Source organism: Blastococcus colisei (assembly GCF_006717095.1).
Classification (GTDB): Bacteria; Actinomycetota; Actinomycetes; order Mycobacteriales; family Geodermatophilaceae; genus Blastococcus_B; species Blastococcus_B colisei.
This window is the reverse complement of record NZ_VFQE01000001.1, coordinates 4,032,938-4,056,777: the sequence shown is the minus strand read 5'-3', so window position 1 is coordinate 4,056,777 and position 23,840 is coordinate 4,032,938. Positions and strand designations below refer to the sequence as shown.

Annotated in this window: 26 protein-coding genes and 1 pseudogene; 23 read left to right on the top strand and 4 right to left on the bottom strand. The window is 71.7% G+C overall.

Features of this window, described 5'->3' with window-relative positions; genetic code table 11:
• Window positions 1-47: 47 nt before the first annotated feature.
• Both FHU33_RS19355 and FHU33_RS19350 read right to left on the bottom strand, forming a co-directional pair.
• A complete protein-coding gene (locus tag FHU33_RS19355) occupies window positions 48-1,316 on the bottom strand; it encodes an LLM class flavin-dependent oxidoreductase (RefSeq protein ID WP_142026840.1) in 1,269 nt (422 codons plus the stop codon).
• Window positions 1,317-1,393: 77 nt separating this feature from the next.
• Window positions 1,394-2,350 (bottom strand): fumarylacetoacetate hydrolase family protein, encoded by a 957-nt coding sequence (locus FHU33_RS19350; RefSeq protein ID WP_142026839.1) that lies wholly within the window; start codon window positions 2,348-2,350, stop codon window positions 1,394-1,396.
• Window positions 2,351-2,485: 135 nt separating this feature from the next.
• Between FHU33_RS19350 and FHU33_RS19345 the strand changes: the two genes are divergently transcribed.
• From FHU33_RS19345 to FHU33_RS19255, 19 genes and pseudogenes are all read left to right on the top strand, one after another.
• A complete protein-coding gene (locus FHU33_RS19345) occupies window positions 2,486-3,499 on the top strand; it encodes a LysR family transcriptional regulator (protein WP_246063864.1) in 1,014 nt (337 codons plus the stop codon).
• A gap of 528 nt (window positions 3,500-4,027) precedes the next feature.
• Window positions 4,028-7,695, top strand: a pseudogene (gene mobF, locus FHU33_RS19340) (MobF family relaxase).
• A gap of 120 nt (window positions 7,696-7,815) precedes the next feature.
• Window positions 7,816-8,925 (top strand): tyrosine-type recombinase/integrase, encoded by a 1,110-nt coding sequence (locus tag FHU33_RS19335; RefSeq protein ID WP_142026838.1) that lies wholly within the window; start codon window positions 7,816-7,818, stop codon window positions 8,923-8,925.
• Window positions 8,926-8,976: 51 nt separating this feature from the next.
• Complete coding sequence (locus tag FHU33_RS19330) at window positions 8,977-9,738, top strand: TadA family conjugal transfer-associated ATPase (RefSeq protein ID WP_246063862.1); 762 nt, start codon at window positions 8,977-8,979, stop codon at window positions 9,736-9,738.
• Window positions 9,739-9,811: 73 nt separating this feature from the next.
• The gene (locus FHU33_RS19325; protein WP_142026837.1) at window positions 9,812-10,675 is read left to right on the top strand and encodes a type II secretion system F family protein; all 864 of its coding nucleotides are present in this window, start codon (window positions 9,812-9,814) and stop codon (window positions 10,673-10,675) included.
• A gap of 73 nt (window positions 10,676-10,748) precedes the next feature.
• Window positions 10,749-11,624, top strand: a complete 876-nt coding sequence (locus FHU33_RS19320; protein ID WP_142026836.1) for a type II secretion system F family protein — start codon at window positions 10,749-10,751, stop codon at window positions 11,622-11,624.
• 9 nt (window positions 11,625-11,633) lie between these two features.
• On the top strand, window positions 11,634-11,840 hold the full coding sequence (locus FHU33_RS19315; RefSeq protein WP_142026835.1) for a hypothetical protein: 207 nt from the start codon (window positions 11,634-11,636) through the stop codon (window positions 11,838-11,840).
• Window positions 11,837-13,210: a recombinase family protein gene (locus FHU33_RS19310; RefSeq protein ID WP_142026834.1), complete on the top strand. Its 1,374-nt coding sequence runs from the start codon at window positions 11,837-11,839 to the stop codon at window positions 13,208-13,210. Before FHU33_RS19315 ends, FHU33_RS19310 begins: the two co-directional genes overlap by 4 nt.
• Before the next feature lie 701 nt (window positions 13,211-13,911).
• Entirely contained in the window at window positions 13,912-14,202 is a 291-nt protein-coding gene (locus FHU33_RS19300) for a hypothetical protein (RefSeq protein WP_142026832.1), read from the top strand.
• Entirely contained in the window at window positions 14,199-14,630 is a 432-nt protein-coding gene (locus tag FHU33_RS19295; RefSeq protein WP_142026831.1) for a hypothetical protein, read from the top strand. Before FHU33_RS19300 ends, FHU33_RS19295 begins: the two co-directional genes overlap by 4 nt.
• Window positions 14,627-14,869: a hypothetical protein gene (locus FHU33_RS19290; RefSeq protein WP_142026830.1), complete on the top strand. Its 243-nt coding sequence runs from the start codon at window positions 14,627-14,629 to the stop codon at window positions 14,867-14,869. Before FHU33_RS19295 ends, FHU33_RS19290 begins: the two co-directional genes overlap by 4 nt.
• Window positions 14,866-15,996 (top strand): AAA family ATPase, encoded by a 1,131-nt coding sequence (locus FHU33_RS19285; protein WP_142026829.1) that lies wholly within the window; start codon window positions 14,866-14,868, stop codon window positions 15,994-15,996. Before FHU33_RS19290 ends, FHU33_RS19285 begins: the two co-directional genes overlap by 4 nt.
• Window positions 15,997-16,288: 292 nt before the next feature.
• The gene (locus tag FHU33_RS19280) at window positions 16,289-16,975 is read left to right on the top strand and encodes a recombinase family protein (protein WP_142026828.1); all 687 of its coding nucleotides are present in this window, start codon (window positions 16,289-16,291) and stop codon (window positions 16,973-16,975) included.
• A gap of 36 nt (window positions 16,976-17,011) precedes the next feature.
• Window positions 17,012-17,266, top strand: a complete 255-nt coding sequence (locus tag FHU33_RS19275) for a hypothetical protein (protein WP_142026827.1) — start codon at window positions 17,012-17,014, stop codon at window positions 17,264-17,266.
• Entirely contained in the window at window positions 17,263-17,418 is a 156-nt protein-coding gene (locus FHU33_RS25135; RefSeq protein ID WP_170182529.1) for a hypothetical protein, read from the top strand. The genes FHU33_RS19275 and FHU33_RS25135 overlap by 4 nt, the downstream gene beginning before the upstream one ends.
• Before the next feature lie 92 nt (window positions 17,419-17,510).
• On the top strand, window positions 17,511-17,918 hold the full coding sequence (locus tag FHU33_RS19270; RefSeq protein ID WP_211355193.1) for a hypothetical protein: 408 nt from the start codon (window positions 17,511-17,513) through the stop codon (window positions 17,916-17,918).
• Entirely contained in the window at window positions 17,915-18,403 is a 489-nt protein-coding gene (locus tag FHU33_RS19265; RefSeq protein WP_142026825.1) for a P27 family phage terminase small subunit, read from the top strand. Before FHU33_RS19270 ends, FHU33_RS19265 begins: the two co-directional genes overlap by 4 nt.
• Complete coding sequence (locus FHU33_RS19260) at window positions 18,400-19,788, top strand: terminase large subunit domain-containing protein (RefSeq protein ID WP_142026824.1); 1,389 nt, start codon at window positions 18,400-18,402, stop codon at window positions 19,786-19,788. Before FHU33_RS19265 ends, FHU33_RS19260 begins: the two co-directional genes overlap by 4 nt.
• A gap of 26 nt (window positions 19,789-19,814) precedes the next feature.
• Window positions 19,815-20,207 carry a hypothetical protein gene (locus FHU33_RS19255; RefSeq protein WP_142026823.1) on the top strand — a complete coding sequence of 131 codons (393 nt, stop codon included), beginning with the start codon at window positions 19,815-19,817 and terminating at the stop codon, window positions 20,205-20,207.
• Window positions 20,208-20,212: 5 nt separating this feature from the next.
• Here FHU33_RS19255 and FHU33_RS19250 read toward each other — a convergent pair whose 3' ends face one another.
• Complete coding sequence (locus FHU33_RS19250; protein WP_142026822.1) at window positions 20,213-20,701, bottom strand: hypothetical protein; 489 nt, start codon at window positions 20,699-20,701, stop codon at window positions 20,213-20,215.
• Between the two features lie 104 nt (window positions 20,702-20,805).
• On the opposite strand from FHU33_RS19250, the gene FHU33_RS19245 reads away from it, so the two are divergent.
• The 4 genes from FHU33_RS19245 (at window position 20,806) to FHU33_RS19230 (ending at window position 23,483) form a co-directional block, all read left to right on the top strand.
• Window positions 20,806-21,186, top strand: a complete 381-nt coding sequence (locus tag FHU33_RS19245; RefSeq protein ID WP_142026821.1) for a helix-turn-helix domain-containing protein — start codon at window positions 20,806-20,808, stop codon at window positions 21,184-21,186.
• Complete coding sequence (locus FHU33_RS19240; protein ID WP_142026820.1) at window positions 21,183-22,100, top strand: hypothetical protein; 918 nt, start codon at window positions 21,183-21,185, stop codon at window positions 22,098-22,100. The genes FHU33_RS19245 and FHU33_RS19240 overlap by 4 nt, the downstream gene beginning before the upstream one ends.
• On the top strand, window positions 22,088-23,143 hold the full coding sequence (locus FHU33_RS19235) for a hypothetical protein (protein ID WP_142026819.1): 1,056 nt from the start codon (window positions 22,088-22,090) through the stop codon (window positions 23,141-23,143). The genes FHU33_RS19240 and FHU33_RS19235 overlap by 13 nt, the downstream gene beginning before the upstream one ends.
• Before the next feature lie 142 nt (window positions 23,144-23,285).
• Window positions 23,286-23,483: a DUF4177 domain-containing protein gene (locus FHU33_RS19230; protein ID WP_142026818.1), complete on the top strand. Its 198-nt coding sequence runs from the start codon at window positions 23,286-23,288 to the stop codon at window positions 23,481-23,483.
• A gap of 125 nt (window positions 23,484-23,608) precedes the next feature.
• Here the strand turns inward: FHU33_RS19230 and FHU33_RS25130 are convergent, their stop codons facing one another.
• A complete protein-coding gene (locus tag FHU33_RS25130) occupies window positions 23,609-23,773 on the bottom strand; it encodes a hypothetical protein (protein ID WP_170182528.1) in 165 nt (54 codons plus the stop codon).
• Between the last annotated feature and the right edge of the window lie 67 nt (window positions 23,774-23,840).

Sequence of the window (23,840 nt, the reverse complement as noted above, 5' to 3'; positions counted from 1 at the left end):
CGGGGATGCCTGCGCGGCAGGCATCCCCGGACCGTGCGGGGGACGGGTCAGGCCTGGCCGGTGGCCGCCTCGGCGAGACCGAACTCGGGCATGACCTGGGTCGAGAACAGTTCGAGCATCTCCAGGCCCTCGGCGCGCGGGATCATGCCCCAGTGGAAGAGCCACACGAAGTAGTCGATGGGCATCTTCGTGAGGAATTCGCTGATCTGGCGCTTGACATCGTCCACCGTGCCGCCGATGAGCAGCCCGCTGTTGATCAGCCGGTCGGCGAGGTGCTCGCCCGGCTTGGGCACCGGGCCCTCCTCGCCGTCGTAGCGCGCGCCCTCCATGAAGCCGAACTGCTCGTACCAGCCCTGCCAGACGGGCTTCTCGTACTTGTCCACGCTTTCCCGGATTCGGGCGCGCACCTCGTCCTCGGGCGTGCCGTTCGGATACACGTAGAAGGTGCGGCAGACGCCGATGCCCTCACCGAAGCGCGGGTTGCGGCCGCGTGAGTTGGCGCCGTCGACGTAGATGTCCATGAGCTGGCGCAGCTTCTCGTGCGAGCCCATAAGGATCGTCGGGGTGACGTTCTCCTCGCCGCACCACTGCAGGGTGCCGGGGCTGGCGCCGAACGCCTGGAACAGCTGCGGATGCGGGCTCTGGTACGGCCGCGGCACCACGCTGACGCCCTTGATCGTGCCGTGCTCGTCGACCTCGCCGGGCTGGCCGTACGGGCGTGTGATCGTGTCGGCCGGCGGCCAGTTCGGGATGCCCTCGATCGGGAACGGCACCTGGTAGGTCGGGCCGTCGTACTGCAGCAGCGGCTCGGACCAGGCCTTCTTCATAATCTTGAAGTTCTCGGAGAAGAGCAGCCGGTTGCGCTGGTCGGCGTCGCTCATGTCCGACGCCGTCGACGTCACGCCGAACCGCTGACACAGGATGTTCTGCCAGCGCGCTTGGTAGCCGCGCGCCATGCCGACGAACAGCCGGCCCTGGAGCATGTGGTCGACGATGGCGATCTCTTCGGCGAGGCGGATCGGGTCGTGCGCGGGGAGCACCAGACCGAGCTGGCCGTGTCGGAGCCGCTTGGTGTGCTGCCCGAGGTACAGGTTGAGCATCAGGGGGGACGGCGAGATCTCCATGCCCTCGGAGTGCATGTGGTGCTCGACATGGGTGATGCCCCAGTAGCCGAGATCGTCGGCGGCCTTCACGAGCTCGACGAGGCTCTCGAGCATCCGCTGGTAGGCGTCGTTGTCACGCCCGATCGGGCGGCGGGCGGCCATCTCCTGTTCGTCACCGAGCGTGGGGTAGACCTGCAGGATCACTTCGGTCATGCGCTTCTCCGATGGATTTAGGAGGTGCACGGGTCGACGGTTGACGGCCCGGGACGTGCAGTTGTGGGCCGGCGGGGTTAGTCCGCCGTCCGGATGAGGTCGATGCCGTATCCCGGCGCCGGTCGCTTCTGGCCGACCCGATTGCGGAGGACACCGATGCCCTCGACCTCGAGCTCGACCACGTCGCCGGGTGCGATCCAGCGGTCCATCTCTAGGCCGCAGCCGCGGCCGATCGTGCCGCCGCCGAGCACGTCGCCGGGCTGTAGCGGCTGGTCCACGGAGAGCGTCGAGATGACCTCGGCGAAGCCAAAGACCATCGCGCCCAGCGTGCCCTCGGACCAGGTCTCGCCGTTGACCCGTGCGCTCATGCGGGCGGTGGAGATGTCGATCGAATCCGCAGTAGTCAGCGTCGGGCCCAGGGTGGTGGCGAAGTCCTTACCGAAGGCTGGTCCCAGCTTCACCTCCATCTCGCGGAACTGGATGTCACGGGCGCTCCAGTCGTTGAAGATCGTGTAGCCGACTATGCAGTCCAGTGCCTGCTCCGGCGTCACCTGGAAGGCGCGCTTGCCCAGGACCGCGGCCACCTCGAGCTCGAAATCGAGCTTGTCGGTGTAGTGCGGCCAGGGGACCTCGTCGTCCGGGCCGATGACCGTGTCGGGATTGCCCTTCCAGTGGATGGGCAGCCGGTACCACTGCTCGGGGACCGCGCCGAAGCTGTTCTTGACGTGCTCCTCGACGAGCATGAAGTCACGCATAGAGTTCGGGCGGGGGAGGGGGGCGGCCAGCCGGACCTCGGTCGCCGGCACAGCGAAGTCACCGGTCTGCTTGGAGCTGTCCAGGCAGGCCCGCGCGAGGTCGAGACCCTCCTCGCCGAGGCGCAGGAGGGCGAGCATCGAGTCGGGGGCCGGGTCGCCGTTGCGTCCCGCCGCTTCGACGAGGTCGACGATGTGGTCGCCATCGATGACGCCTGGACGGGGAGCGGCCATTTCGTCCACGTCGGCTCCCTGCGTGCGGCGATAGCTGACCAGCTGCACGGCGTCTGCCTCCTATCGCGTGGTCAGCGTTGACCACGGACCGAACCTACGAGTGACAGATGTGACCTGGGAAACACTGTTTCCTGGTCGATTAACCAGCTAGATTGGTCAATCGGCGCAAGAGGCGGGGTGGCGGTGAAGACGAGCAACCTGGAGCTGCGGCACCTGCGGGCGTTTGTCGCGGTTGCCGAGGAGCTGAACTTCTCCCGCGCCGCGCTGAAGCTGCACATGGTGCAGCAGTCGCTCAGCGCGCAGGTGCAGCAGCTGGAGCACGAGCTCGGCGTCCAGCTCTTCCGTCGCACCACCCGCCGCGTCGAGCTGAGCGAGGCCGGGGTGGCGCTGCTGGAGCACGCCCGGTCGATCTTGCAATCGGTGACCACGGCGGTCGAGGAAACCCGGCGGACCGCCGCCGGCGAGAGCGGGCGCCTGGTTGTCTCCTACACGCCAACCCTGGTCAACGAGACGCTTCCCCGGCTGGTCGGCGCGGTACACGAGCGCTGGCCCAGCCTTTCGCTGCAGATGGTCGAGATGTGGCAGACAGAGAGCATCGAGTCGGTCCGGGCCGGCCGGGTGGACGTCGGGATGGCACGGCCCGCCCACGTGGCCGACGACCTCGAGTCGGTCAGACTGCGCGACGAGCCAATCGGGGTGGTGCTCGGGCAGGGCCATCCCCTGGCGGGCAGGTCCGTGTTGACGATGGACGACCTGGCCAGCAGTACGCTGGCCATCTGGCCTCGGCAGTTTTCTCCGGATTTCTTCGACCAGGTGGTTGACTCGTTCCGGGGCCACGGCTTCTGCGGTCCGATCCAGGAGTTCGAGTACCTGACGTCGGCCCTGTTCCACCGAGATCCCGCCGCGCGGGCCCAGATCGCGGCCGGCCTGGCCTTCTCCGTCGCTTTCGAGACGCAGTTCGATCCCGTGCCCGACGGGTTCGTGTGGCGGGCGGTCGAACCGGCGACCCTTATCCCTGTCCAGCTGTACTGGCGGCGGGGTGCGGGGGCGGCGGTTCACCGCTTCGTCGACGTAGCCCTCGAGGTCTCCGCTTCCGAGGGCTGGCTGAGCGCCAGCCGGCCGGCGGCGTCGATCCGGCCGGGCTCGGCGGCGGCCGGCGTTCCGGATGAGGCGGGCCGAGCACTGGGCTCGCATTGAGCTAGGCCGGTGCACGGAGGTCGGGGCGCGGGACATGGACCCGTCGGTGCAGCACGTGTCCGCGCACGGTGCTGCCGGTGACGGGACTCTGGTCGAACAGCCCCGGCGGGCAGCGAAAGGCTCTCGGTTAAGGGCACCGGTTGGGCATGGCTGCCCGACGCATCCCCGAACGGCGCCATTCCTGCGACGTCAGTGCTGCATCTTCGCCCGAGGCCCTGCCAGGCACCGCGTACCCCCGCGTATTCCTGCGGAGCTCGTGTGGCTCGCGACGAGGCGCGCGCAACTTCGGACCGCGCAGGGACGCCTCAGAACGACGACCATCGCCAACACTTGTCGTTGTTTAAGAACTCGGCAGGAGTGATAGAACAGGAATAAGAAGTCAGAGTCTATCGGCATCCAAGCATCTACTAAAAAACGGCACGCATGCTACCTTCGGAGGTAGATCGGGCCCCGCTTCGCGGGGCCCATCGCCGTTTCTAGGGGTGACTTGTTGGTCATTGTCGGGTGGCGTTGAGAATGCATGGCGGGATGAAGATTTACGCCGGCGCGCCGGCGGCTGCCCGGCAGTACGTGGAGGCCGACCGGGGTCGGGCGGATGACTATTACCTCACCGAGGGCGCCGGTGTCGCTCGGCGGTTCAGCGTCGCCGAGGGGCGGGTGACCGAGCTGGCGCCGCTGACCGGTGACGCCTACGAGACGTGGGTGGGCGGCTGCGATCCGGGCACCGGCGAGCCGCGGGGGCAGCTGCGCGGTGACGGGCGTGCGGTGCGGTTCGTCGAGGTGGTGGTCAACGGTCCGAAGACGTGGTCGCTGGCGGCCGCGCTGCATCCGGACATCGCGGCGGCGTATGACGCGGCCCAGGCCCGGGCGGCCGGGCAGATCGTCGGCTGGCTCGGGGACCACGCCACTACCCGGGTCGGTCCGCGTGGCGGGCAGGTGCAGGTGCCGGTGCAGGTGGCCGAGGCGGTGACGGTGGCGCACTACACGTCGCGGGCCGGGGATCCGCACCGCCATCTGCACCTGCAGATCAATGCCCGGGTGTTCGCGGCCGGGAAGTGGCGCGGCTTGCACACCGTCGGCGTCCGCGATTCCCTCGCCGCGATCAACGGTATCGGGCATGCCGCGGTCGCCTGCGATCCGCAGTTCCGGGCCGCGCTCGCCGCCCACGGATATGCATTGAATACCGATGGGGAGATACGGCAGCTCGCGGATTTCGTGGGCGCCTTCAGCGCGCGGGCCGCGCAGATCGCCCGGAACATCGATCGGTACGAATGGGAATGGGCCGCGGCGCATCCCGGTGAATCTCCCGGCCCGGCGTTGCGCCGTTCCTGGGACGCCAGAGCGTGGGCAGCGGGCCGCCCGGACAAGGTGCTGCCACAGCCGGGGGAGGACCTCACCGCACGGTGGCTGGCCGAGCTGGTCGCCCTGGGCTATCGCGACCGGAATGTTCCTATCGGCCTGGCACCGACCCCGGTCGGCGGCCTGGACCGGGAGCAGGCGGTGGGCCGGGTGCTGGCTCGGCTGGGCGCCGCCCGCTCGGCGTGGAACGCCGCCGACGTGCGCGGAGAGGTCGAGCAGCTGCTCGCCGCCGCCGGCATCGTCACCGACCCGGCGGTGCGCATCGAGCTCGCCGAAGACCTCACCGCGCGCGCGATGGACCGGTGCGTGCCCCTGCTGGACCGCGATAGCCCTGTCGGTGGGGTGCCCGAGCACATCCGGGCCTGGACCTCAGGACCGGTGCTCGCCGTCGAGGCCGACCTCACGGCCCGCCTCGCCTGCCGCGCCACCGAGCGCCCGGCCGGTCTCCCGTACACCGACGCGACCCCGGCGGTCGACGTCGCCGCCGCTGCCTCGCGGCTGGACCCGGGACAGGCCGCAGCGGTCGCCGCGCTCACCGGCCAGCGGGCCCTGGTCGTGGTCGAGGGCGCGGCCGGCGCCGGCAAGACCACCACCCTGGCCGCGACAAGAACCCTGCTCGCCGGGCAGGGCCGCCGGCTGGTGGTCGTCACCCCGACGCTGAAGGCGGCCAAGGTCGCCGCCGCGGAGGTCGGCGCGGTCGCCGGGTCGGCGGCCCGGCTGGCCTTCGAGTACGGCTGGCGCTGGAATGCCGACGGTGCGTGGACCCGCCTCGCCGTCGGACACGCCGACCCGGTCACCGGCCGCGCGTACGCCGGACCGGCCGAGCGCGCGCGGCTGCGGGCCGGTGACCTGCTCGTCGTGGACGAGGCGGGCATGCTGGATCAGGACACCGCCGGGGCCCTGCTGACGATCGCGGACGAGTGTCAGGTGCGCGTCGCCCTGCTCGGTGACCGGCATCAGCTCGCGGCGGTCGGTCGCGGTGGCGTCCTCGACCTCGCCGCGGCCCAGGTCGACCCTGCCGAGCACCTGACCCTGGTCGGGGTGCACCGGTTCACCCGTACCGACGCCACCGGCCACACCACACCGGATACCGACTACGCCGACCTGACCCTGGCGATGCGCGCCGGCACGGACCCCGGAACGGTGTTCGACGCGCTGCTGGCCCGCGGGCAGATCCGGCTGCACCCCGACCCGCAGGCGCTGCGGGAGACGCTCGCCGCCGTCGCGGCCCACGGCTACACCGCGGGGGAGCGGGTGGCCGTGGTGGTCGCCACTCGCGAGCAGGCCGCCGCCCTCAATGCCGCCATCCGGGACCGGCTCGCCGACGGTCGGGTGGACGACCGGCGCGTGGTCGTTACCGGGGCGGGGGAGCGGATCGGCGTCGGCGACCGGATCGCCACCCGCCGCAACGACCGCGACCTCGCAGTCGCCAACCGCGACGTGTGGACGGTCACCGCCGTCGGCCGGGACGGCGGGCTGCTCGTCACCCCCGACGGCACACCGCATGTCACCCCCGCCGGCGGCGCGCTTGCCGCTGTCACCTCCGCCGTCACCCCGGCCGGGACAGGGTCGCGGGTGCTGCCCGCCGACTACGTCACCGCGCACGTGGAACTGGCCTATGCGACGACCGCGCACGGCACCCAAGGCGACACGGTGACCGCCGCGCACCTGGTGGTCGGCGAGGACACCGGCGCAGCCGGGGCCTACGTCGGGATGACCCGCGGGAGGGAAACCAACACCGCCCACCTCGTCGCCACCGACCCCGCGCAGGCGCGGGAGCAGTGGGTCGCCGTCTTCGCCCGCGACCGCGCCGATCTCGGCCCCGCCCACGCCGCCCGGCTGGCCGCCGCCGAGACCGCCCGTTACGCCACGCCCCGACCGCTGGAGCAGGCGCTCGCCGACCTGCACTCTGCGTGGACGGCCGAGCAGGGCTGCCTGGATCGGCTCGCCTCCGACCTGCCGCGCCGGGACGCGCTGCGCGAGATCGTCGCGCTCGAGTCCGCCCACGCCAACCAGCTCACTGCGTTGGAAGCCAGGTACGAGCAAACGGGGATTGACGCCCACCGCGCCACGGCGCGGGCCGACGCCAGCGGCGCGGTCCTCACCGCCGAGACCGACCGGATCCGCGACACGCTGCTCGGCAGTTGGGACACCGGGCGTCACGCCGCCCGCGACGCCGCGCAGGTCGTGCTCGACGGTCCCGGCCGGCTCCGACTCCGGCGGGCGGCGGTGAACCGGGCCGGCGAGCAGCTGGTCGACTGGGCGGAGACCTGGCGGCCCTACCTGCCGGCCATGCCCACCGACCCGCAGCAGATCGCGCGCCTGGCTGACCGGTCCGACGACCGACCGCGGCTGTGGACCGCCTTCGAACCTACGCCCGCCACCACGCCGAACACGCCCACCCCGAGCACGCTCAGTTGCGCGGGACCGCAGCCACCGCCCAGGAGGCCCACCGGCACGCCGGAGCCGCGGTGGCCGACGCCCGCCGCCAGCACGACGAGCGGCTCGCCCGCTTCGGAGCCCTCGCCTGGACCCTCGACCCGGCGGAGCGGCTGGCCGACACCGACCGGGACATCGCCGCCGATCACACCGAACTGGCCGCCGTCCGAGATCGCATCGCGTGCCTGATGGCCGAGCCGGCTCTCCTCGCCCAGCCGGCCGACCAACTAGCCAGTGAGCGCAACCACTGGCGGGCCCTCCGCGACCCCGAGCTCACCACCACCCGGCCACCCGCCTCCCCGTCGGCGCCACCGCAGCTGGGCGTCCGGCCGCCGCGGCCCGAGGACGTCCGACGGCTCGCACTACATCGCGACGCGGGCCTGGGGATGTCTCGGTGAATCCCCAGGGAGACAGGAGCCAGAAGACAAGTCCCATGTGCGGTGTCAGCGTTCGGGTCAGCAGACCAGGCGAGACTGCGCTGGCCATGGCCAGATGCACGACCAGGGAGGCGATGAGCGGTGGCGTCGATCGCGAGGCGGCCAGATGGCACATACCGGCCGCGGTATCGGGATGAGAATGGCAAGGAGCACGCCCGCCACTTCAAACGCAAGGTCGACGCTCAGCGGTGGCTCGATGAGCAGACCGCGGCGTTGGTGCGCGGCGACTGGGTCGACCCGAAGAGGGGCCGGAGCACCTTCCGTGCCTATGTCGAGACTTGGCTGCCCGCGCAGCCGCTACGGGACTCGTCCCGCCGGGCCTACGACTCCTATTTGCGAAATCACCTGCTGCCTGCGTTCGGCGACAAGCGGCTGTCGGCAGTCACGAGAACTCAGGTGCTCGCGTTCCGTCGCGGGCTCGAGGCGAAGCTGTCGCCGACCACCAGCCGGCAGATGATGGCGCTGCTAGCCGGCATCTTCGCCGACGCCGTTGAAGACGGGTTCCTCGCCAAGTCACCGTGCCGGGACACCGTTCCCCCTCGGCCGCACCGGGAGAAGGTCGTCCCCTTGATGGTCGAGCAGGTCGCGGCCTTGGTCGACGCGGCGCCCGACCGGTACCGCGCCCTCGTCGTCCTGGGTGCCGGCTGTGGCCTCCGGCTCGGCGAGGCACTGGGCCTCAAGGTGAACAGGGTCCGATTCCTCGAGCGGGAGCTGGACGTCGTCGAGCAGCTGACGCTCGTGCCGGGAGCGCCGCCAAAGCTCGCACCGCCGAAGACCCGCGGCAGTATCCGCACGGTGCCGCTGGCCGACGTGGTTGCCTCGGCGCTTGCCGAGCACCTGGCGGGGTTCCCGGCCGGACCGGACGACCTCGTCTTTCGGTCACGCACCGGCGGCCCGATCTGGGCCAACACCTTCAACAACTCGGTGTGGCAGCCGCTCCGCAAGCGCGCCGGCCTCCCGACCGCGCGGTTCCACGACCTGCGGCACTTCACTGCCTCGGCGCTGATCCGCTACGGGGAGTCGGTGAAGACCGTGGCGCACATCCTCGGCCACGCGGACGAGACAGAGACCCTGCGGACCTACTCGCACCTATGGCCCGACGCGGACACCCGAACCCGTGCGGCTGTCGACGCGGCATTCGCGCCATCTGCGGACTCCGTGCGGACTGAGGGGGTCGCATACCAGCGCTGACCTGCGCAAACAGGCTGCGAGCGCGTCATCCCCGACATCACCCGCCGCCACATGGCGGTCAACATCCGCAAGTTCGTGCTGCAGGCGCACAGCCTCGACGAGCTCGTGGCCCTGGGCACCATCACCTCTCAGGCCGCCCGTTTCCTGGAGGCCGCGGTGGCCGCCGGGCTCAACGTGCTGGTGTCCGGCGGCACGCAGGCCGGGAAGACGACGCTGCTCAACTGCCTCTGCGCCGCCATCCCCGCGCGCGAGCGGGTCATCACCTGCGAGGAGGTCTTCGAGCTGCGGGTGCCGCTGCCCGACGTCGTGTCGATGCAGACGCGGCAGGCCAACCTCGAGGGCGCCGGTGAGATCCCGCTGCGCCGCCTGGTGAAGGAGGCGCTGCGCATGCGGCCCTCCCGCATCGTCGTGGGGGAGGTGCGCCAGGAGGAGTGCCTCGACCTGCTCATCGCGTTGAACTCCGGCCTGCCCGGCATGTGCACGCTGCACGCCAACAGCGCGCGGGAGGCCGTGGTCAAGATGTGCACGCTGCCGCTGCTGGCCGGCGAGAACATCGGGACGGCGTTCGTCGTCCCCACCGTGGCCTCGAGCGTCGATCTCGTCGTGCACGTGGGCACCGACGCCTCCGGGCAGCGGCGGGTGCGCGAGATCGTCGCCCTGCCCGGGCGGGCCGAGAACAACGTCATCGAGACCGCCGACGTCTTCACCAGCCGCGACGGCCGGCTCGTGCGGGCCGACGGCTACCCGCCGCACGCCGACCGGTTCGCCGCCGCCGGTTTCGACCTCCCCGCCCTGCTCGGGGACCGGACGTGACCGAGCTTGCGAGGCCGCGCGGAGGCACAGCACGGCCCGGCACGGGACCGACGAGCGCCAGCGAGGAGGCCCCATGACGGAGTCCGGTGCCCTGCTCGGACTGCTCCTCGGTGTCGGGCTGCTCCTGATCTGGCGCAGCGGCCCCCGCGCCCCTCAGCCGCGCACCGGTCCTCGTCGCCCGGGCCGGCGGCAACTGCTCCTGGCCGAGGCCGGGCTGACCGGCATCAACGCCGCGCAGCTGCTGGCCCTCCAGGTGGGGCTCGGGCTGCTCGTGCTCGTCGTCGTCCTGCTGACCACCGCGACCGTGACCGTCAGCCTGGTGTTCGGCCTCTTCGGCTTCGCCCTCCCGTACGCGCAGGTGCGGCGGCTGGCCGGCCGCCGCACGGCCGACCTGCGGGAGGTCTGGCCGGAGGTGGTCGACAACCTCGCGTCGGCCGTCCGGGCCGGGATGTCGCTACCCGAGGCTCTCTCGGCGCTGTCGACGCGCGGGCCGGAGGTGCTGCGTCCACCGTTCGTCCGCTTCGCCGCGGAGTACCGCTCGACCGGCCGGTTCAGCGCCTGTCTCGACCGGCTCAAGGACGACCTCGCCGACCCGGTCGGCGACCGCATCGTCGAGACGCTGCGCGTGGCCCGCGAGGTCGGTGGCACCGACCTCGGCCGCGTGCTCCGGACCCTGGCCACCTTCCTCCGCGAGGACGCCCGCGCGCGGGCCGAGCTGGAGACCCGGCAGGGCTGGGTGGTCTCCGCCGCGCGGCTCGCGGTGGCCGCACCCTGGGCCGTGCTGCTCCTGCTGGCGACGCAGTCCACCACGCTGGCCGCCTACGATTCGCCGCTCGGCACGGCGATCCTGCTGATCGGTGGTGCGGTCTGCGTGGTCGCCTACCGGCTGATGCTGCGGATCGGGCAGCTGCCCCAGGACGTCCGGGTGCTCCAGTGAACGAGCTTGCGAGTTCACCGATGGGCACAGCAGCCTCGCGAACGCGGTCGACGCGCGCCAGCGAGGAGAGCTCGTGAGCGCCGGACTGACGGGGATGCTCCTCGGGCTCGTGGCGGCGGTCGGGCTGGTGCTGGCCGTCAGCTACGCGCCGCCGTTCCGGTCGGTGCGGCTGGTGGACCGGCTGGCGCCCTACGTGCACGACACCCCGCCGCCGTCGCGGCTGCTCGGCACCGCGACCGAGCCAGGCCTGCTGACCGCCGTCCGCCGGGTCTTCGGTCCCGCGATCGGCGACGGGGCGCGGCTGGTCGACCGGATGCTGGGCGGACGGACCGCCGTCCGCCGCCGGCTGGACGCGCTGGCCGGCGACGCAGGCGTCGAAGACTTCCGGGTGGAGCAGGTGGTCTGGGGTGGCCTCGGCCTGCTCGCCGCGGCGGTCGTGGCCGCCGTCGGCTCCGTCGCGGCCGGCGGGCTCAACGTGCTCTCGGCCGGGTTGCTCTGCGTGGCCGGACTCCTCGGCGGGGTCCTGGGCCGGGACTGGTGGCTGACCCAGCAGGTGCAGCGGCGCGAGGAGCTGCTGCTGGCCGAGTTCCCGGTGGTCGCGGAGCTGCTCGCGCTCGCGGTGACGGCGGGGGAGAGCCCGGCCGCGGCGATCGCCCGCGTCACCCGGCTCTCCGGCGGTGAGCTGGCCCGCGAGCTGGGCGCCGCGCTCGGCCGGGCACGGTCCGGCGTACCGCTGGTCGACGCGCTCCAGGAGGTCGCCGACCACACGTCCCTGGACCCGTTGGCCCGGTTCATCGACGGGCTCCTCGTCGCCATCGAGCGCGGGACGCCGCTGGCGGAGGTGCTCCGCGCGCAGGCGGCCGACGTCCGCGAGGCCGGCAAGCGCCGGCTGCTCGAGGCCGGTGGCCGGAAGGAGATCGCCATGATGGTCGCGGTTGTCAACTGCTAACGTTTCAGCGTGTCCTACGACTACGCCGAGCTGGACGACCTGATCCGGTCGGCCCGCGGAGGGCTCTACCCGGCATCTAACCTGCGAACGCTGCTGCGGCAGGTGGAGACGGAAGTATCCATGTGCGCGGCTGTTCCCGACTATGCGGACCGAACGCTTCTTGGTGAGCGGGTGGCACGCATCTGTGGCTTATTGGCCGAGGTGGAGAGGCGGTGACCACCCGCGCCGTCATCTACGCCCGCCAGTCCCTCGACCGATCCGGCGAGGGCGCGGCCGTCGACCGCCAGACCGCCGATTGTCGTCACATGGCCGAGCGGCGCGGCTGGACGGTCACCGACACGATCACCGACAACGACCTGTCGGCCAGCACCGGCAAGGTCCGCCCGGGATACCAGCGACTGCTGGAGGCCATGCGCGCCGGCTCTCTCGACGTTGTGGTGGTGTGGCACGTCGACCGGCTCACCCGCCGCCTGGTTGACCTCGAGGAGGTCATCGCGCTCTGCGAGAGGACCGGGGTTCGGCTGGCCACCGTCACCGGGGACCTGGACCTGTCCACCGACACCGGCCGGATGCTGGCGCGCATCCTGGCGTCTGTGGCCCGTGGCGAGGTGGAACGCAAGGGGGCCCGACAGCGGTCAGCGAACGCGCAGCGGGCGCAGGCTGGCCGCATGGGGTGGACCCGCCGACCGTTCGGCTACGACCGAGACGATGCCGGGCAGGTCATCGTCGTGGCAAAGGAAGCAGCCGGGCTCAAGGACGCCGCCGCCGCGGTGCTCGACGGCTCCACTCTGGCCGCCGCAGCCCGCCAGCTGGACGACCGGGGCCTGACCACGACTGCGAGGAAGCCGTGGAACGTGACCAGCCTGCGCCGCGCCCTCCTCAACCCCCGGTATGCCGGCCGGGTCACCTACAACGGCGTCGACGTCACGGCCGGCCAGTGGCCGGTGATCCTCGACGCCGACACGCAGGACCAGCTGACCGAGGTGCTGCGGGACGTCGGCCGACGTGTGCAGCAGGGCACCGACCCCAAGTTCCTGCTGTCCGGGCTGGCGCTGTGCGGCCGGTGCGGACAGGTCATGTTCGCGTCCCCGATGGGGGCCAAGGGCAAGCGGTGGATGGCGTACCGCTGCCTGGGCTGCTACATCGCCCGCCGACAGGATCTCGTGGACGAGGTGGTCACCGCCGTGGTGCTCGCCCGCCTGTCGATGCCGGACGCGGTGAACGTGCTGTCCCGCACCGAGGACGTCTCCGCACTTCGGGAGGAAGCCGGGGAACTTCGGCAGCGCCGCGACGACCTGGCCGCGCTCCTGGCCGACGGGCTGCTGTCCGCGACGGCGGTGCGGGAGCGGTCGCAGAAGCTCACCGACCAGCTCCGAGAACTCGAAGGCCGCATCACCGCAGCGCTGGGGGAGTCCCCGGCCGCATCCCTGGCGAGCGCCGAGGACGTGGCTGCCGCATGGGATGCCATGCCGCTACGGGACCGGAAGCGGGCGCTGTCCCTCCTGCTGACGGTGACGATCCTCCCGGTCGGTAAGGGGCGCCCGTTCACTCCGGACAGCGTGCAGATCGACTGGGTGCAGGCATGAGGCCCGCCAGGTGGGTGCCGCAGCCGGAGTACGACCATGAGGGCTTCGCCTGGGTCGACGTGGTCTGCACCGACAAAGGTCGGCACCCGCTGGCCCGCCTCGCCGGCGTTGAGCTCGCCGGTGACTCGGGGATGATGTCGCATCAGGGGCGGCACTGGTGGCCGCCCACCCCGGATGCCGACCCGGGCAGTGGGCTCTCCCGGGAGTCCCTGACCTTCCGCTGCCCCCGGTGCCGAAAGCACACGTACGTGAAGCCGGATCGCTGGTGGCCTGCGCTGCGTGCTCTTGCTGCCGGCGGCGTGTCGAAGACGGAGCTGGACGTGTCGTTGCTACCGTTCTAAGCACAGAAAGAAGGCGCTCGGGCACATCCAGTTACGGGTGCTCGAGCCACCTCGCAAGGGCCGCGGCTAGCGTAAAGATCATCCGCGGCGGTCAACCCGCTCATCCGGTGGGGCAGTCAGCCACGCCCCCCGGAGCGACACCATGTCAGCGGTCCACACCGCTCGAGCCCGCGTCGCGGGCCTCAGCCGCCACCGCGGCCCCGACTCACCCGACACCCTCCAGGCGAGACGCGATCTTCGCGCTGTCCGGCTCGAGGAGTACATCTCCCGAACCCTCGCCACAGCGCCACCACTCACCGACGAGCAGCGAGAACGCTTGGCATCGCTGTTCACGCCGGCCACTTCGGGTGGTGCAGCTGCGTGAAACGGACAAGCGAAAGGCCAGGTGCCCCGCGGGCCTGCGGGAACCCTGGCCTTCCAGAAGATCGCGCCGCCACCAAGCTGCCCGTCCTCAAGCGGCAGTCTAACGACACCTCCGACAGAATTGCTGCTGCCGCTCCGCTCGACGAGTGGGAGCTCGCCGCCTGGCAGGTCACGCTGGATCACCTGGCCGCCACCGGGTTCCCCGGCATCGCACCGAGCGAGGTCGTCGCGGCACTCGCCGCCCGCCAGCGTTTTGGCCGGCGTCGGCACCTGCAGGTGGTCCCGTGACCCGGCCTCTGCCACTCCCGGGGTTGCTTCCCTGGGAGGATCGGCTGATCGCTGCGGCAGGCGATCAGCCGATCCCTGACTACGGGTCCCGGGAGTGGCACGCCCTGCCCGAGAACTCCGCCATCCGCGTCGCCGCCTGCGTCCACGCCGCCGCGGCATGGCGCACCTACACAAACCCCGCCGAGATCGCCCTACGCCTGCGCATCGAACTCGACGAGGCCCGCGAACTCGACCGCCTCGAGCACGACCTCGACGGCTGGACGCCCACGCTCACCCGGAGGCAGCGCGCCAGCTACGCCAAGCCCGGACCATCGCAGCTCGAGCTGGCCCGCCGCCGCGGCGACGAAGCCGCGGCCGAACGGGCACAGGCCCAGCAGGCTGCCCTCGACGAGGCGTTCCCGCTCCAGCGGCACCAGGGGGCGGCGTGACCGACACCTCCGCCCTCTTCGACGAACCCTCCACCCGAGCCGCCGTCACCGTCGAAGTCGGTCCCCACACGGCCCGGCTCCGCGGCTACGGGCTCGAACGCACCCTCCAGGAGCTCCACATCCCGCACACGGCCTGCTCGGACCACTGGTGCATCACGGTGGACCGCGTTGCCGATCTGCTCGCCCGGATTGAGTACGCGGACCGCCGCGCCGTGCAGCTGACGGCGGTGGTCCGGTGACCGTGGCCCGGCTCGTCGCCCCGGACGAGTGGGTTCCCCTGCCACCCGACCCGCAGCCGCACCCCCCGACGTCGAGTCGATCCGTCGTCCTCACTCCCGCCTCCACCGTCAGGCTTCGCGCCGTCCGGTGGCTATGGGACGGGCGCCTGCCCCTCGGGTCGCTCACCCTCCTGGGTGGGCGCGAAGGGATCGGGAAGTCGACCGCCGCCTACACCCTCGCCGCCGACATCACCCGCGGCCAGCTCGACGGGCACCACAAGGGCACCCCGCGGGCAATCGTTGTCTGCGCCACCGAGGACTCCTGGGGACACACCATCGCCCCCCGGCTGCTCGCCGCCGGCGCCGACCTCGACCGGGTGTACCGCGTCGACGTCAAGACCAGCGAGGGCATCGACGGCGGGCTGTCCCTCCCCGCCGACCTCCTCGGCCTGGAACAGCAGATGCGCACCGTCGGCGCCGTTCTCCTTCTCCTCGACCCGCTGATGAGCCGCCTGGACGCCGCCCTGGACACGCACAAGGACAGCGAGGTGCGCCAGGCACTCGAACCCCTGACCGCCCTCGCCGACCGCAGCGGCGCCACCGTCCTCGGCCTCATCCACGTCAACAAGGGGCGCACCAGCGACCCACTGACCTCGCTCATGGGGTCACGCGCGTTCGCCGCCGTCGCCCGATCCGTCCTCTACGTCATCGCCGACCAGGACGACCCCGGCCTCCGACTGCTCGGTCTGGCCAAGAACAACCTGGGACGCAGCGACCTCCCCACCCTCCGGTTCCGCATCGGCAGTCACCACGTCACCGACACCGACGAAGGCGAGATCTGGACCGGACGCCTCACCTGGGCCGGCGAAGACCCACGCAGCCTCACCGCCGTCCTCGAAGACAGCCACGACACCAGCGACAACCGCACCGCAACGACCGACGCCGGGCAATGGCTCCTCGGCTACCTCGCCGACAACGGCGGCACCGCACCCTCCGCCGACGTCAAGGCCGACGGCCACAAGAACGGCCACAGCTACGACGCACTCAAGCGGGCCCGAGTCCGCCACCGCATCGAGTCCACCAGCAGCGGCTTCCCCCGGCGCACCTACTGGTCGCTGCCGGACACCCAGACAGGAGAAACCCCGTGACCCACAGTCGGAGCACCCAGTCGGAGCACAGTCAGGGGAGAGCGCTCCCACTGCACTCACTGCTCTCACTGGGCCAATCGGTGCAGTCAGCGCAGTCGGAGCAGTGCGTGCGCACCCCACGCGCGCGACCCCCACTGCACCCCACTCCCGGGAGTGCCGACCGCAGCGCCCGTCTCCATCCGTCGATGTGCTGGAATGCCGCGCCCGCGCGAGCCGAGGCCTCATCGGGGTCGTGTGTCACGTCTACTGAAGTAGAGTTGACACCGCAGGTCAGAGGCGTGACGCTGTCCCTATGCGAGTCGTCGGATACGTCCGTGTCAGCACCCGTGAGCAGGCCGAGCACGGTCTCGGGCTGGACGTGCAGGAACGGTCGATCCGGAAGTGGGCCAAGGCCAACGGGCATCGCCTCGTGGCCATCCATGCCGACGCCGGCGTCTCCGGCAGTAACGGCGTCGAGGACCGCATCGGGCTACCCCTCGTGCTCGAGGCGGTGCGTGACGGCCAGGTCGACGCGCTGGTCGTCGCTCGCCTCGACCGTCTGGCCCGTGCCCTCACCGTGCAGGAAGCGACCCTCGCGGCGGTGTGGCGCATGGGCGGGCGGCTCTTCACCGTCGACTCCGGCGAGGTGCTGCCCGACGATCCCGACGACCCGATGCGCACCGCGATGCGGCAGATGGTCGGCGTGTTCTCCGAGCTGGAGCGGCGCATGGTCGTCAAGCGGCTCCGCGATGGTCGGCGCAGGAAGGCCGAGCTCGGCGGGTTCGCGTTCGGTTCCCCGTCCTACGGGCAGCGGGCCGAGGCCGGCGTCCTCGTCGATGACGAGCGGGAGGCTGCGGCACTGTCCCGGATTCGGGAGCTGCACGAAGAAGGGGCCAGCCTGCGGGCGATGGCTGCCACCCTCACCACGGAGGGGCACCGGCCCAAGCGGTCGGACCGCTGGCACCCTCAGTCGTTGGCACGGATCGTCGCTCGCCTCTGACCTAGGCCTGACCGGCGCCGTCTCGGCGGTGCTCGCATGAGCGCCATGCAGGACCCGACCCTGGCCGCGGTGTGGTCGGCGGCTGTGGTGCACGCCCGGGCGTCGCTGGTCGCGGTCGATGCCGGGGAGCTGCGTGCGTCGGCGCGGCAGGTGGAGATCTGGCGGGCCACGATCGCCAAGGCTGTGGCGTGGGGGCTGGCATGTGGCCCGGGCTGCGTCACCTGCGGTGGCCTCGGTCAGGTCGACGACGGTGACCGGCTGTGCCCGGAGCGTCGGGGCGGTGCAGCGTGAGGCAGGCAGACGTGCAGCGGAAGCTCTGGGACCAGGCGCAGACCGTGGCCCGCGGGCGGCTGGCCCGCATTGAGCGCGGCGAGACGTCGGCGCCCGAGCAGGTGGTTCGCATCCTGTGGATGTTCGTCGGCCTGCCGGCGGTGCGGCGGTGACCCGCCCCGCCGTCCTCGGCCTGGACCTGTCGCTCACGTCGACGGGCATCGCCGGGGCTGGATGGGCTGACCGTCTGGTTCCACCTCGCGGTGTGGATGGGCTGCCTCGGCTGCGCTGGATCCGTGACGCCGTGCAGGACAACGTGGGCGACGAGACGGCCCTGGTCGTGGTCGAGGGCCTGGCGTACTCCCGCACCACGGGGAAGGCCGCCGAGCGGGCCGGGCTGTGGCACCTGGTCGTGGAGCGCCTGGACGGCGTGGTGCCGTGGGCGCAGGTGCCGCCGACCGCCCGGGCGAAGTACGCGACGGGCAAGGGCAACGCGGCGAAGGACGCGGTGCTCGCCGCGGTGGTGCGCCGCTTCCCCGACGTGGAGGTGACCGGCAACGACCAGGCGGATGCGCTGGTACTGGCGGCGATGGGCCTGGATCACCTGGGTCATCCACCCGTGGTCGTGCCTGCCGCGCATCGCGTGTCGCTGGGGGCGGTGGTGTGGCCGTGAGCGAGCAGGAGTGGACTCCGGCGTTCCCCGGGCAGCGTCCGCCGTTCCAACCCGGCCACGATCTGTCGACGAGGCACGGCGCGTACTCGCCGCGGCGGGTGGACCCGCTGGCAACCGAGCTCGTGGCCCTGGTCGACGCCGACCCGGCAGTGGCGTGGCTGACCGCGGCGGACCGGCCGGCGCTGTGGGCGTGGGCCCGTGCGGAGGCTCAGGTGCAGCTGCTGACGGAGTACCTCGAGCGGGCCGGGGAGGCGGCGGCGGACGGGGTCGGCGACTTGGACAACGACGCCGTGAAGTCCGCGTACCTGTTGCTGCACCGGGCGGAGGCGCGGGCGCTGTCGGGGCGGGCGCGGCTGGGCCTGGATCCGCTGTCCCGGGCGCGGCTCGGCAGGGATGTGGCGGCTACCCAGGTGGACATGGCCCGGCTGCTGTCGGATGCGCGGGACGTACAGGACGCGGCGGGCCGGGGCGGTGAGCCGTCGTGACTGTGGACGTGTCGCAGTTCCTGGAGATCGGGGCGTTCGCCGAGCAGCTGGTGGGGCAAGCCCTGTGGCCGCATCAGCTGGCGTTCGCCCGTTCGGACGCCCGCTACCGGGTGGTGTGCGCTGGCCGTCAGGTCGGCAAGTCGCGGGGCTTGGCGATCATCGCGCTGCACGCCGCGGCGACGCGCCGGAACTACAGCGTGCTGCTGGTGTCGGCGGGTGAGGTGGCGTCGCGGCGGCTGCTGGCGGAGTGCGCGACGTTGGCGACGTCGTCTCCGCTGCTGGCGGGGTCGGTGCTGGACGAGTCGAAGGGGTCGCTGACGCTGTCGAACGGGTCGGTGATCCGGTCGGTTCCGCCGTCGCAGCAGCAGATCCGCGGGTGGCCGGTGGATTTGCTGATCGTGGACGAGGCGGGGTTCATCGACACGGAGGTGTGGCGGGCGGCGGAGCCGGCGATCATCGCCCGGCCGGGGTCGCGGGTGATCCTCGCGAGCACGCCGTGGGGCAGCACGGAGCACTTCTTCAGGCTGCTGTGGCACCGCGGGATGCGGTCGCCGGATGGGCAGGTGGCGGCCTGGCACTGGCCGAGCTCGGTCAGTCCGATGGTGGATGACGTGCTACTCGAGCAGATCCGGGAGCGGGAGGCGCCGCACTACTTCGCCCGGGAGTACCTGGCTGAGTGGACGGACGACGTCGGCGCGTTCTTCACGTCGGTGGAGCTGGAGAACGCGACGAAGGACTACGGGCTGTTGCCGCCGGAGGAGGCAGTGGCGCACGGCGTGGTGCAGGTGGTGGGCGGCGTGGACTGGGGGTCGCGGAACGACGCGAACACTCTGGTGGTGCTGGGCTCGTCGTCGCCGCCCTACGACGAGCGTGGCCGGCTGCGGTATCGGGTGCTGTGGCTGGAGGAACACCACCGGATGTCGTACGACGTGTGGATCGACCGGCTGGTCGAGGTGGCCGGCATGTACCCGTTCGGGGCGTTGGCGGCGGAGACGAACGGCGTCGGGGACTACCCGACGCTGCAGCTGTCGCAGTTGCTCGCGCAGCGTGGTCACCACGTCGTGGTGCCGGTGCAGACGACAGCGAAGCTGAAGCAGGACGGGTTCGGCCTGGTGCAGCTGCTGATGCAGCAGGACCGCCTGGAGTTGCCGCCGCATCCGGGGCTGTTGCGCCAGCTGTCGGCGCTGGAGTTCGAGCGCACCGAGTCGGGGTTGATGCGGATCGCTGTGCCGGACCGGGTGGGGCATGACGACCTGGCGATGGCGTTGTGTCTGGCGGTGTTGCAGCTGGGCCGTAACGAGCTCCCTCTGCCGCCGGCCGCGGCGTGGGACGAGGACGACTGGCTCGAGGTCGACGACGAGATGCGCATCGGGGGCGGCTGGTGAACGCCGGCCTCGATCTCCTACGCCGCGTGTTCCTCGCCGACCAGGCGGCGGGTGCCCACGAGGAGGCGTGCGAGCTGTTCGCCCGCATGGCCGGTGCCCGCGGCGTGGACTACTCCCGTGGCCCGTCGCCGTGGGTGTTGCGTCTGGTTCGGCGTGCCCGCCGGATGCGGTGCGCGCACTGGCCGCGTGAGGGCTCGGAGGTGGTCTACGTGGCCGCGCACCGAGGACGGATGGAGTGCCGCGCCTGTTCGATTCGGACGGCGAGAGCGTTGGCGGGCTCGCTGGATGAGGGCCGCTGCGATCTGTGTCGTCGTTCAGTGGCCGAGCTCGAGCGGTTCGGCTTCAACGTGGGGACGCTGCTGGTCACCGGCCGGTGCTGCGCCGGGTGCCGGCCGACGGTGTACGGGGAGGCGGGGTGAACCGCCTAGGGCTGGTACTGGCGCTGCACCTTTCGCGCTCTGCGGTTGCCGCCGAGGCGTTGTCGCCACTTCGGACGCGAGTCTCGCCGTCGCGATTCAGTCTGCAGAAGGTCTTGGCGCATCGCGATGTGCACGGCGGCGATGCTCCGAACGAAGACCGCGGGAAGTTCGCCTTCCTCGACGTACTTGCGCAACGACTCGTCGAGGGTGTCGACGCGCTGACGTACTTCCGGGCTGGCTACCAGCACACACTGGGTGGTGGGAACGAGACCGATTTGTCTCAACCGCTCGTCGATGTCGTCACTGGGGTCCCCGCTCATGAGTTCGTCCCAGCCCTGGAGGAAGGCGGTGTAGATGTCGAGGCGCTTGTCGAGCAGCCAGCTGCGGTTCTCGTGGCGGCGGGTGAGCCAGCCGTTGAGAAAGGTTCCGACGAGGGTTACCAGAGCGCCCACGGCAGCACCGCCGAGGAGGGCGGCCCACACCTGAGCGGTCACGCAGCCGGACGCTACCGGTGGCCTCTGACAGGAGCTCGCTGATGGACACCGCGGGTCGGGCGCCGCTGTCCTCTCCCGGGCGTCGTCGTCCGCGGCCTGCGCCGGTGACCGGCCCGGCGGCCTGGGTGCTGACGGTGTTCCTCCGCAAGCAGGGCTTGACGGAGTGGCTGCCCGGGGTGATGCCGAACCTGACTGCGGTGGAGCGGGAGCAGCTGATGGAGGCGCTCATGGACCTCGAGCAGACCGCGGAGGACTACAAGGCGTGGCGGGCTTCCGACCTCGGTAGCTCGGTAGTGGTCGACTCGGAAGTGGCGGCAGGGTTGCCGCATGAGATCAGCGTGCGTGATGCGGCCGGGGTGCTCGGCGTGAGTGACCGGCGGGTGCGGCAGATGTGTGAGTCGGGCGAGCTGGAGGCGCGCAAGCCCGGCTGGTCGTGGCTGGTGGACCGGTCCTCGGTGGAGCTGTACGGGCGGGGTGCGGCATGAACGGCGACCTCGGCCTGGACAACGCCGTGGCCTACGCCTTCGGCCGTACCACAGGGCAGACCAAGAGCCAGGAATCCAGCTCCGGCGGGTGGCGCACCGGGCCGCCGGGGGTGATGACGGAGTCCGAGTTCACGGCGCGCTTCGGCGCCTCGTTGCCCCTCATGCACACCCACGTGCAGTGGCAGGAGGCCCAGCGTCGGCGAGCGGCCGTCGAGGAGACCGATCGTCAGATCGCCGAGGAGCAGCGGCTGTTGCGTCTCGCCGCGGATCACGGCTGGGACTGGGTGCGTTCGAACACGACCGGCGAGGTGGCGAAGGTCGCGGAGTCGGTGCGGTCGCGGCTGCCCGGGTCGACCGGCGCGGAGCTGCGGGAGTCCGCCGGGTCGGCACTGCTGGACGCCGGCCTGCGGGTGCGGCTGCAGGAGACGACGACGGTGCGCCCGAAGCCGCTGACGGGCCGGAAGATCGAGGTCACGATCATCAGCCCGGGCATGGGGAGCTCGGGGCTGTACACGGCGGACGTGCTCGAGGCCGCCGCACGCGACAAGGTCTTCCCGAGGGGGCTCGCTCTCTTTCTGGACCACCCGACGTCGCAGGAGCAGCGAGACCGGCCGGAGCGGTCGGTGCGGGACCTGGCTGGCCGGCTCACTACCGATGCCCGTTGGACGGGCGCCGCGCTCGTCGCCGAGGCGGAGGTGCTGCCGACGCACGCCGCGCTGATCGCGGCCCTGGAGGGCATCGCGGGCATGTCGATCCGCGCCCAGGGCGACGTGGAGATGGCCGACGTCGACGGCCACCGCGTCCGGAAGATCACTCGGCTGATGGCGGCGGAGTCGGTCGACTTCGTCACGCGCGCCGGCCGTGGCGGCTCGTTCCGGGTGCTGGAGTCGGAGCGCCCGCGATGGGGATCGTGAAGACGGTGGCGGCGGCGATCCGATCCCGGAAGAGCGCCGCGAGTGAGGTCGCCCGCCTCGAGCGGCTGGTCGCCTCGTGGGAGGACGACGCCGAGCGCACCACGACCGAGCTCGCAGCGCTGGAGGCCTCGGCCAGCGCGGTGGTGCACGCCGAGGACCCGCGTGCCGCCGCCCGTGAAGCGGCGGGCAAGGCCATGGAGTTGCGGTTCCTGATCGACGGGGCCCGTGCGGCGGCGGAGACGAGCCGCCTGCAGCTGCGGGACGCCCGCGAGGAGCTGGCCCTGGCGCAGGCTGCAGAGAAGCGCCAGGAGGCCGCGAAGCTCACTGCGGAGGCCGACGAGCTGCAGGGCAAGGTCGACGAGCTGTTGCGGCAGCTGACCGAGCTGGACGGCGCCACGTACGTGCCAGAGCCAGCGCTCGACTACGAAGATCGTCTGGACGTCATGGCCCGCGACGGCCGTTACACCTACCCCACGCGGCCACGCTCCGATGTTCTGCGGGACGAGGCCTCGGCCCTGCTGGCCGAGGCCGAGCAGATGGAGCGGCCAGTGGTCGAGGAGCGGCGGGACCGGGCCGAGCGCGAGGCGCCGGTGGTGCCGTCGGCCTCGATCAGCGTGCCGAAGTGGGACGACATCGACGGCATGAGTCAGGTGAGCTGCTCGGTGAGCAACGGCACCGGGTCGGCGACCTTCGAAGTGTTCCTGGGTGCCGCTGGCAACGAGGTCGTGACGCTGCCCGACGCCCAGGGTCGGCGTACCTGGGCCCGGCGCGTGAAGCTGCAGGCCGGTGGTGGCAGCGCGGTGATCCGCTGCAACGGCCAGGTGCTGGCCGAGGAGCACCGCCCCGGCACCTTGATGAACGACGGCGTGGCCCGCTGGTGGGTCGACGCCACCCGCTGCCCGGGCTGTCGGCAGCTCGCGCCAGTCACGAAGCGAGCCCCCAGTCCGACGTCGAAGAGGACGGACGGCGCGGTGCTGGCCATCGCCTGCCAGCGCGGTTGTGAGATCCGTTCGCGGGACCTGGCTGCACAGGGCCAGCGGTGATCTTGGTGCCGGTGGCGTCAACGTCACCCGCAGCGGCCGGGCATTCGCGCTCGCGGGATCCAAGGTGGCCACCAACAGCCCCTGCCCTCCTTGGGGCGGCCACCTGCGCCACCGGCACCCACTTCGACGGCGAGGAGCCGACATGACCCGCTGGGAGTACCGGCACACACCGGCGGCCACGCCACTGGGCGAGCTGAACGCGCTCGGCGCGGACGGCTGGGAAGTCGTCGGCCCGCGTGAGCTGACCGAGCAGGTCGGCGGAGGGCGGCGGACCGAGGAGCACGTGCTGCTGCTGCGCCGGCCCGCGCCGACCTCCACCGGGATGGTGACCGGTGACTGACTCCGGGCGGCAGGCCGGCGTGACGCGACCGCGCCGGCTGCCGTCCGGCCTGGCGGTGATCTGATGCCCGCGAGAGTGCTCGAGACGGTCTTGGTCGGTCGGAACATGCTCAGCCCCGTCCTGGCTCAGGCGGGCCGCGATGTCACGGCTTTCAACAGCACGGTGGCCGGGTCGCAGGCGAAGGCCGCTGCGGCTGCATCGTCGGGGGCGGTGACGCAGGACGCCGCGTCGGCCCGTGTGGCGTCCTCGAACGCCCGGGCCGCCACGTCGGCGAGCTCGTCGGCGGTCACGCAGGCCCGTGCTCACACCACCGCCGCACAGTCCGCCACTCTCAACGCCCGCGTGCAGCAGTCAGCC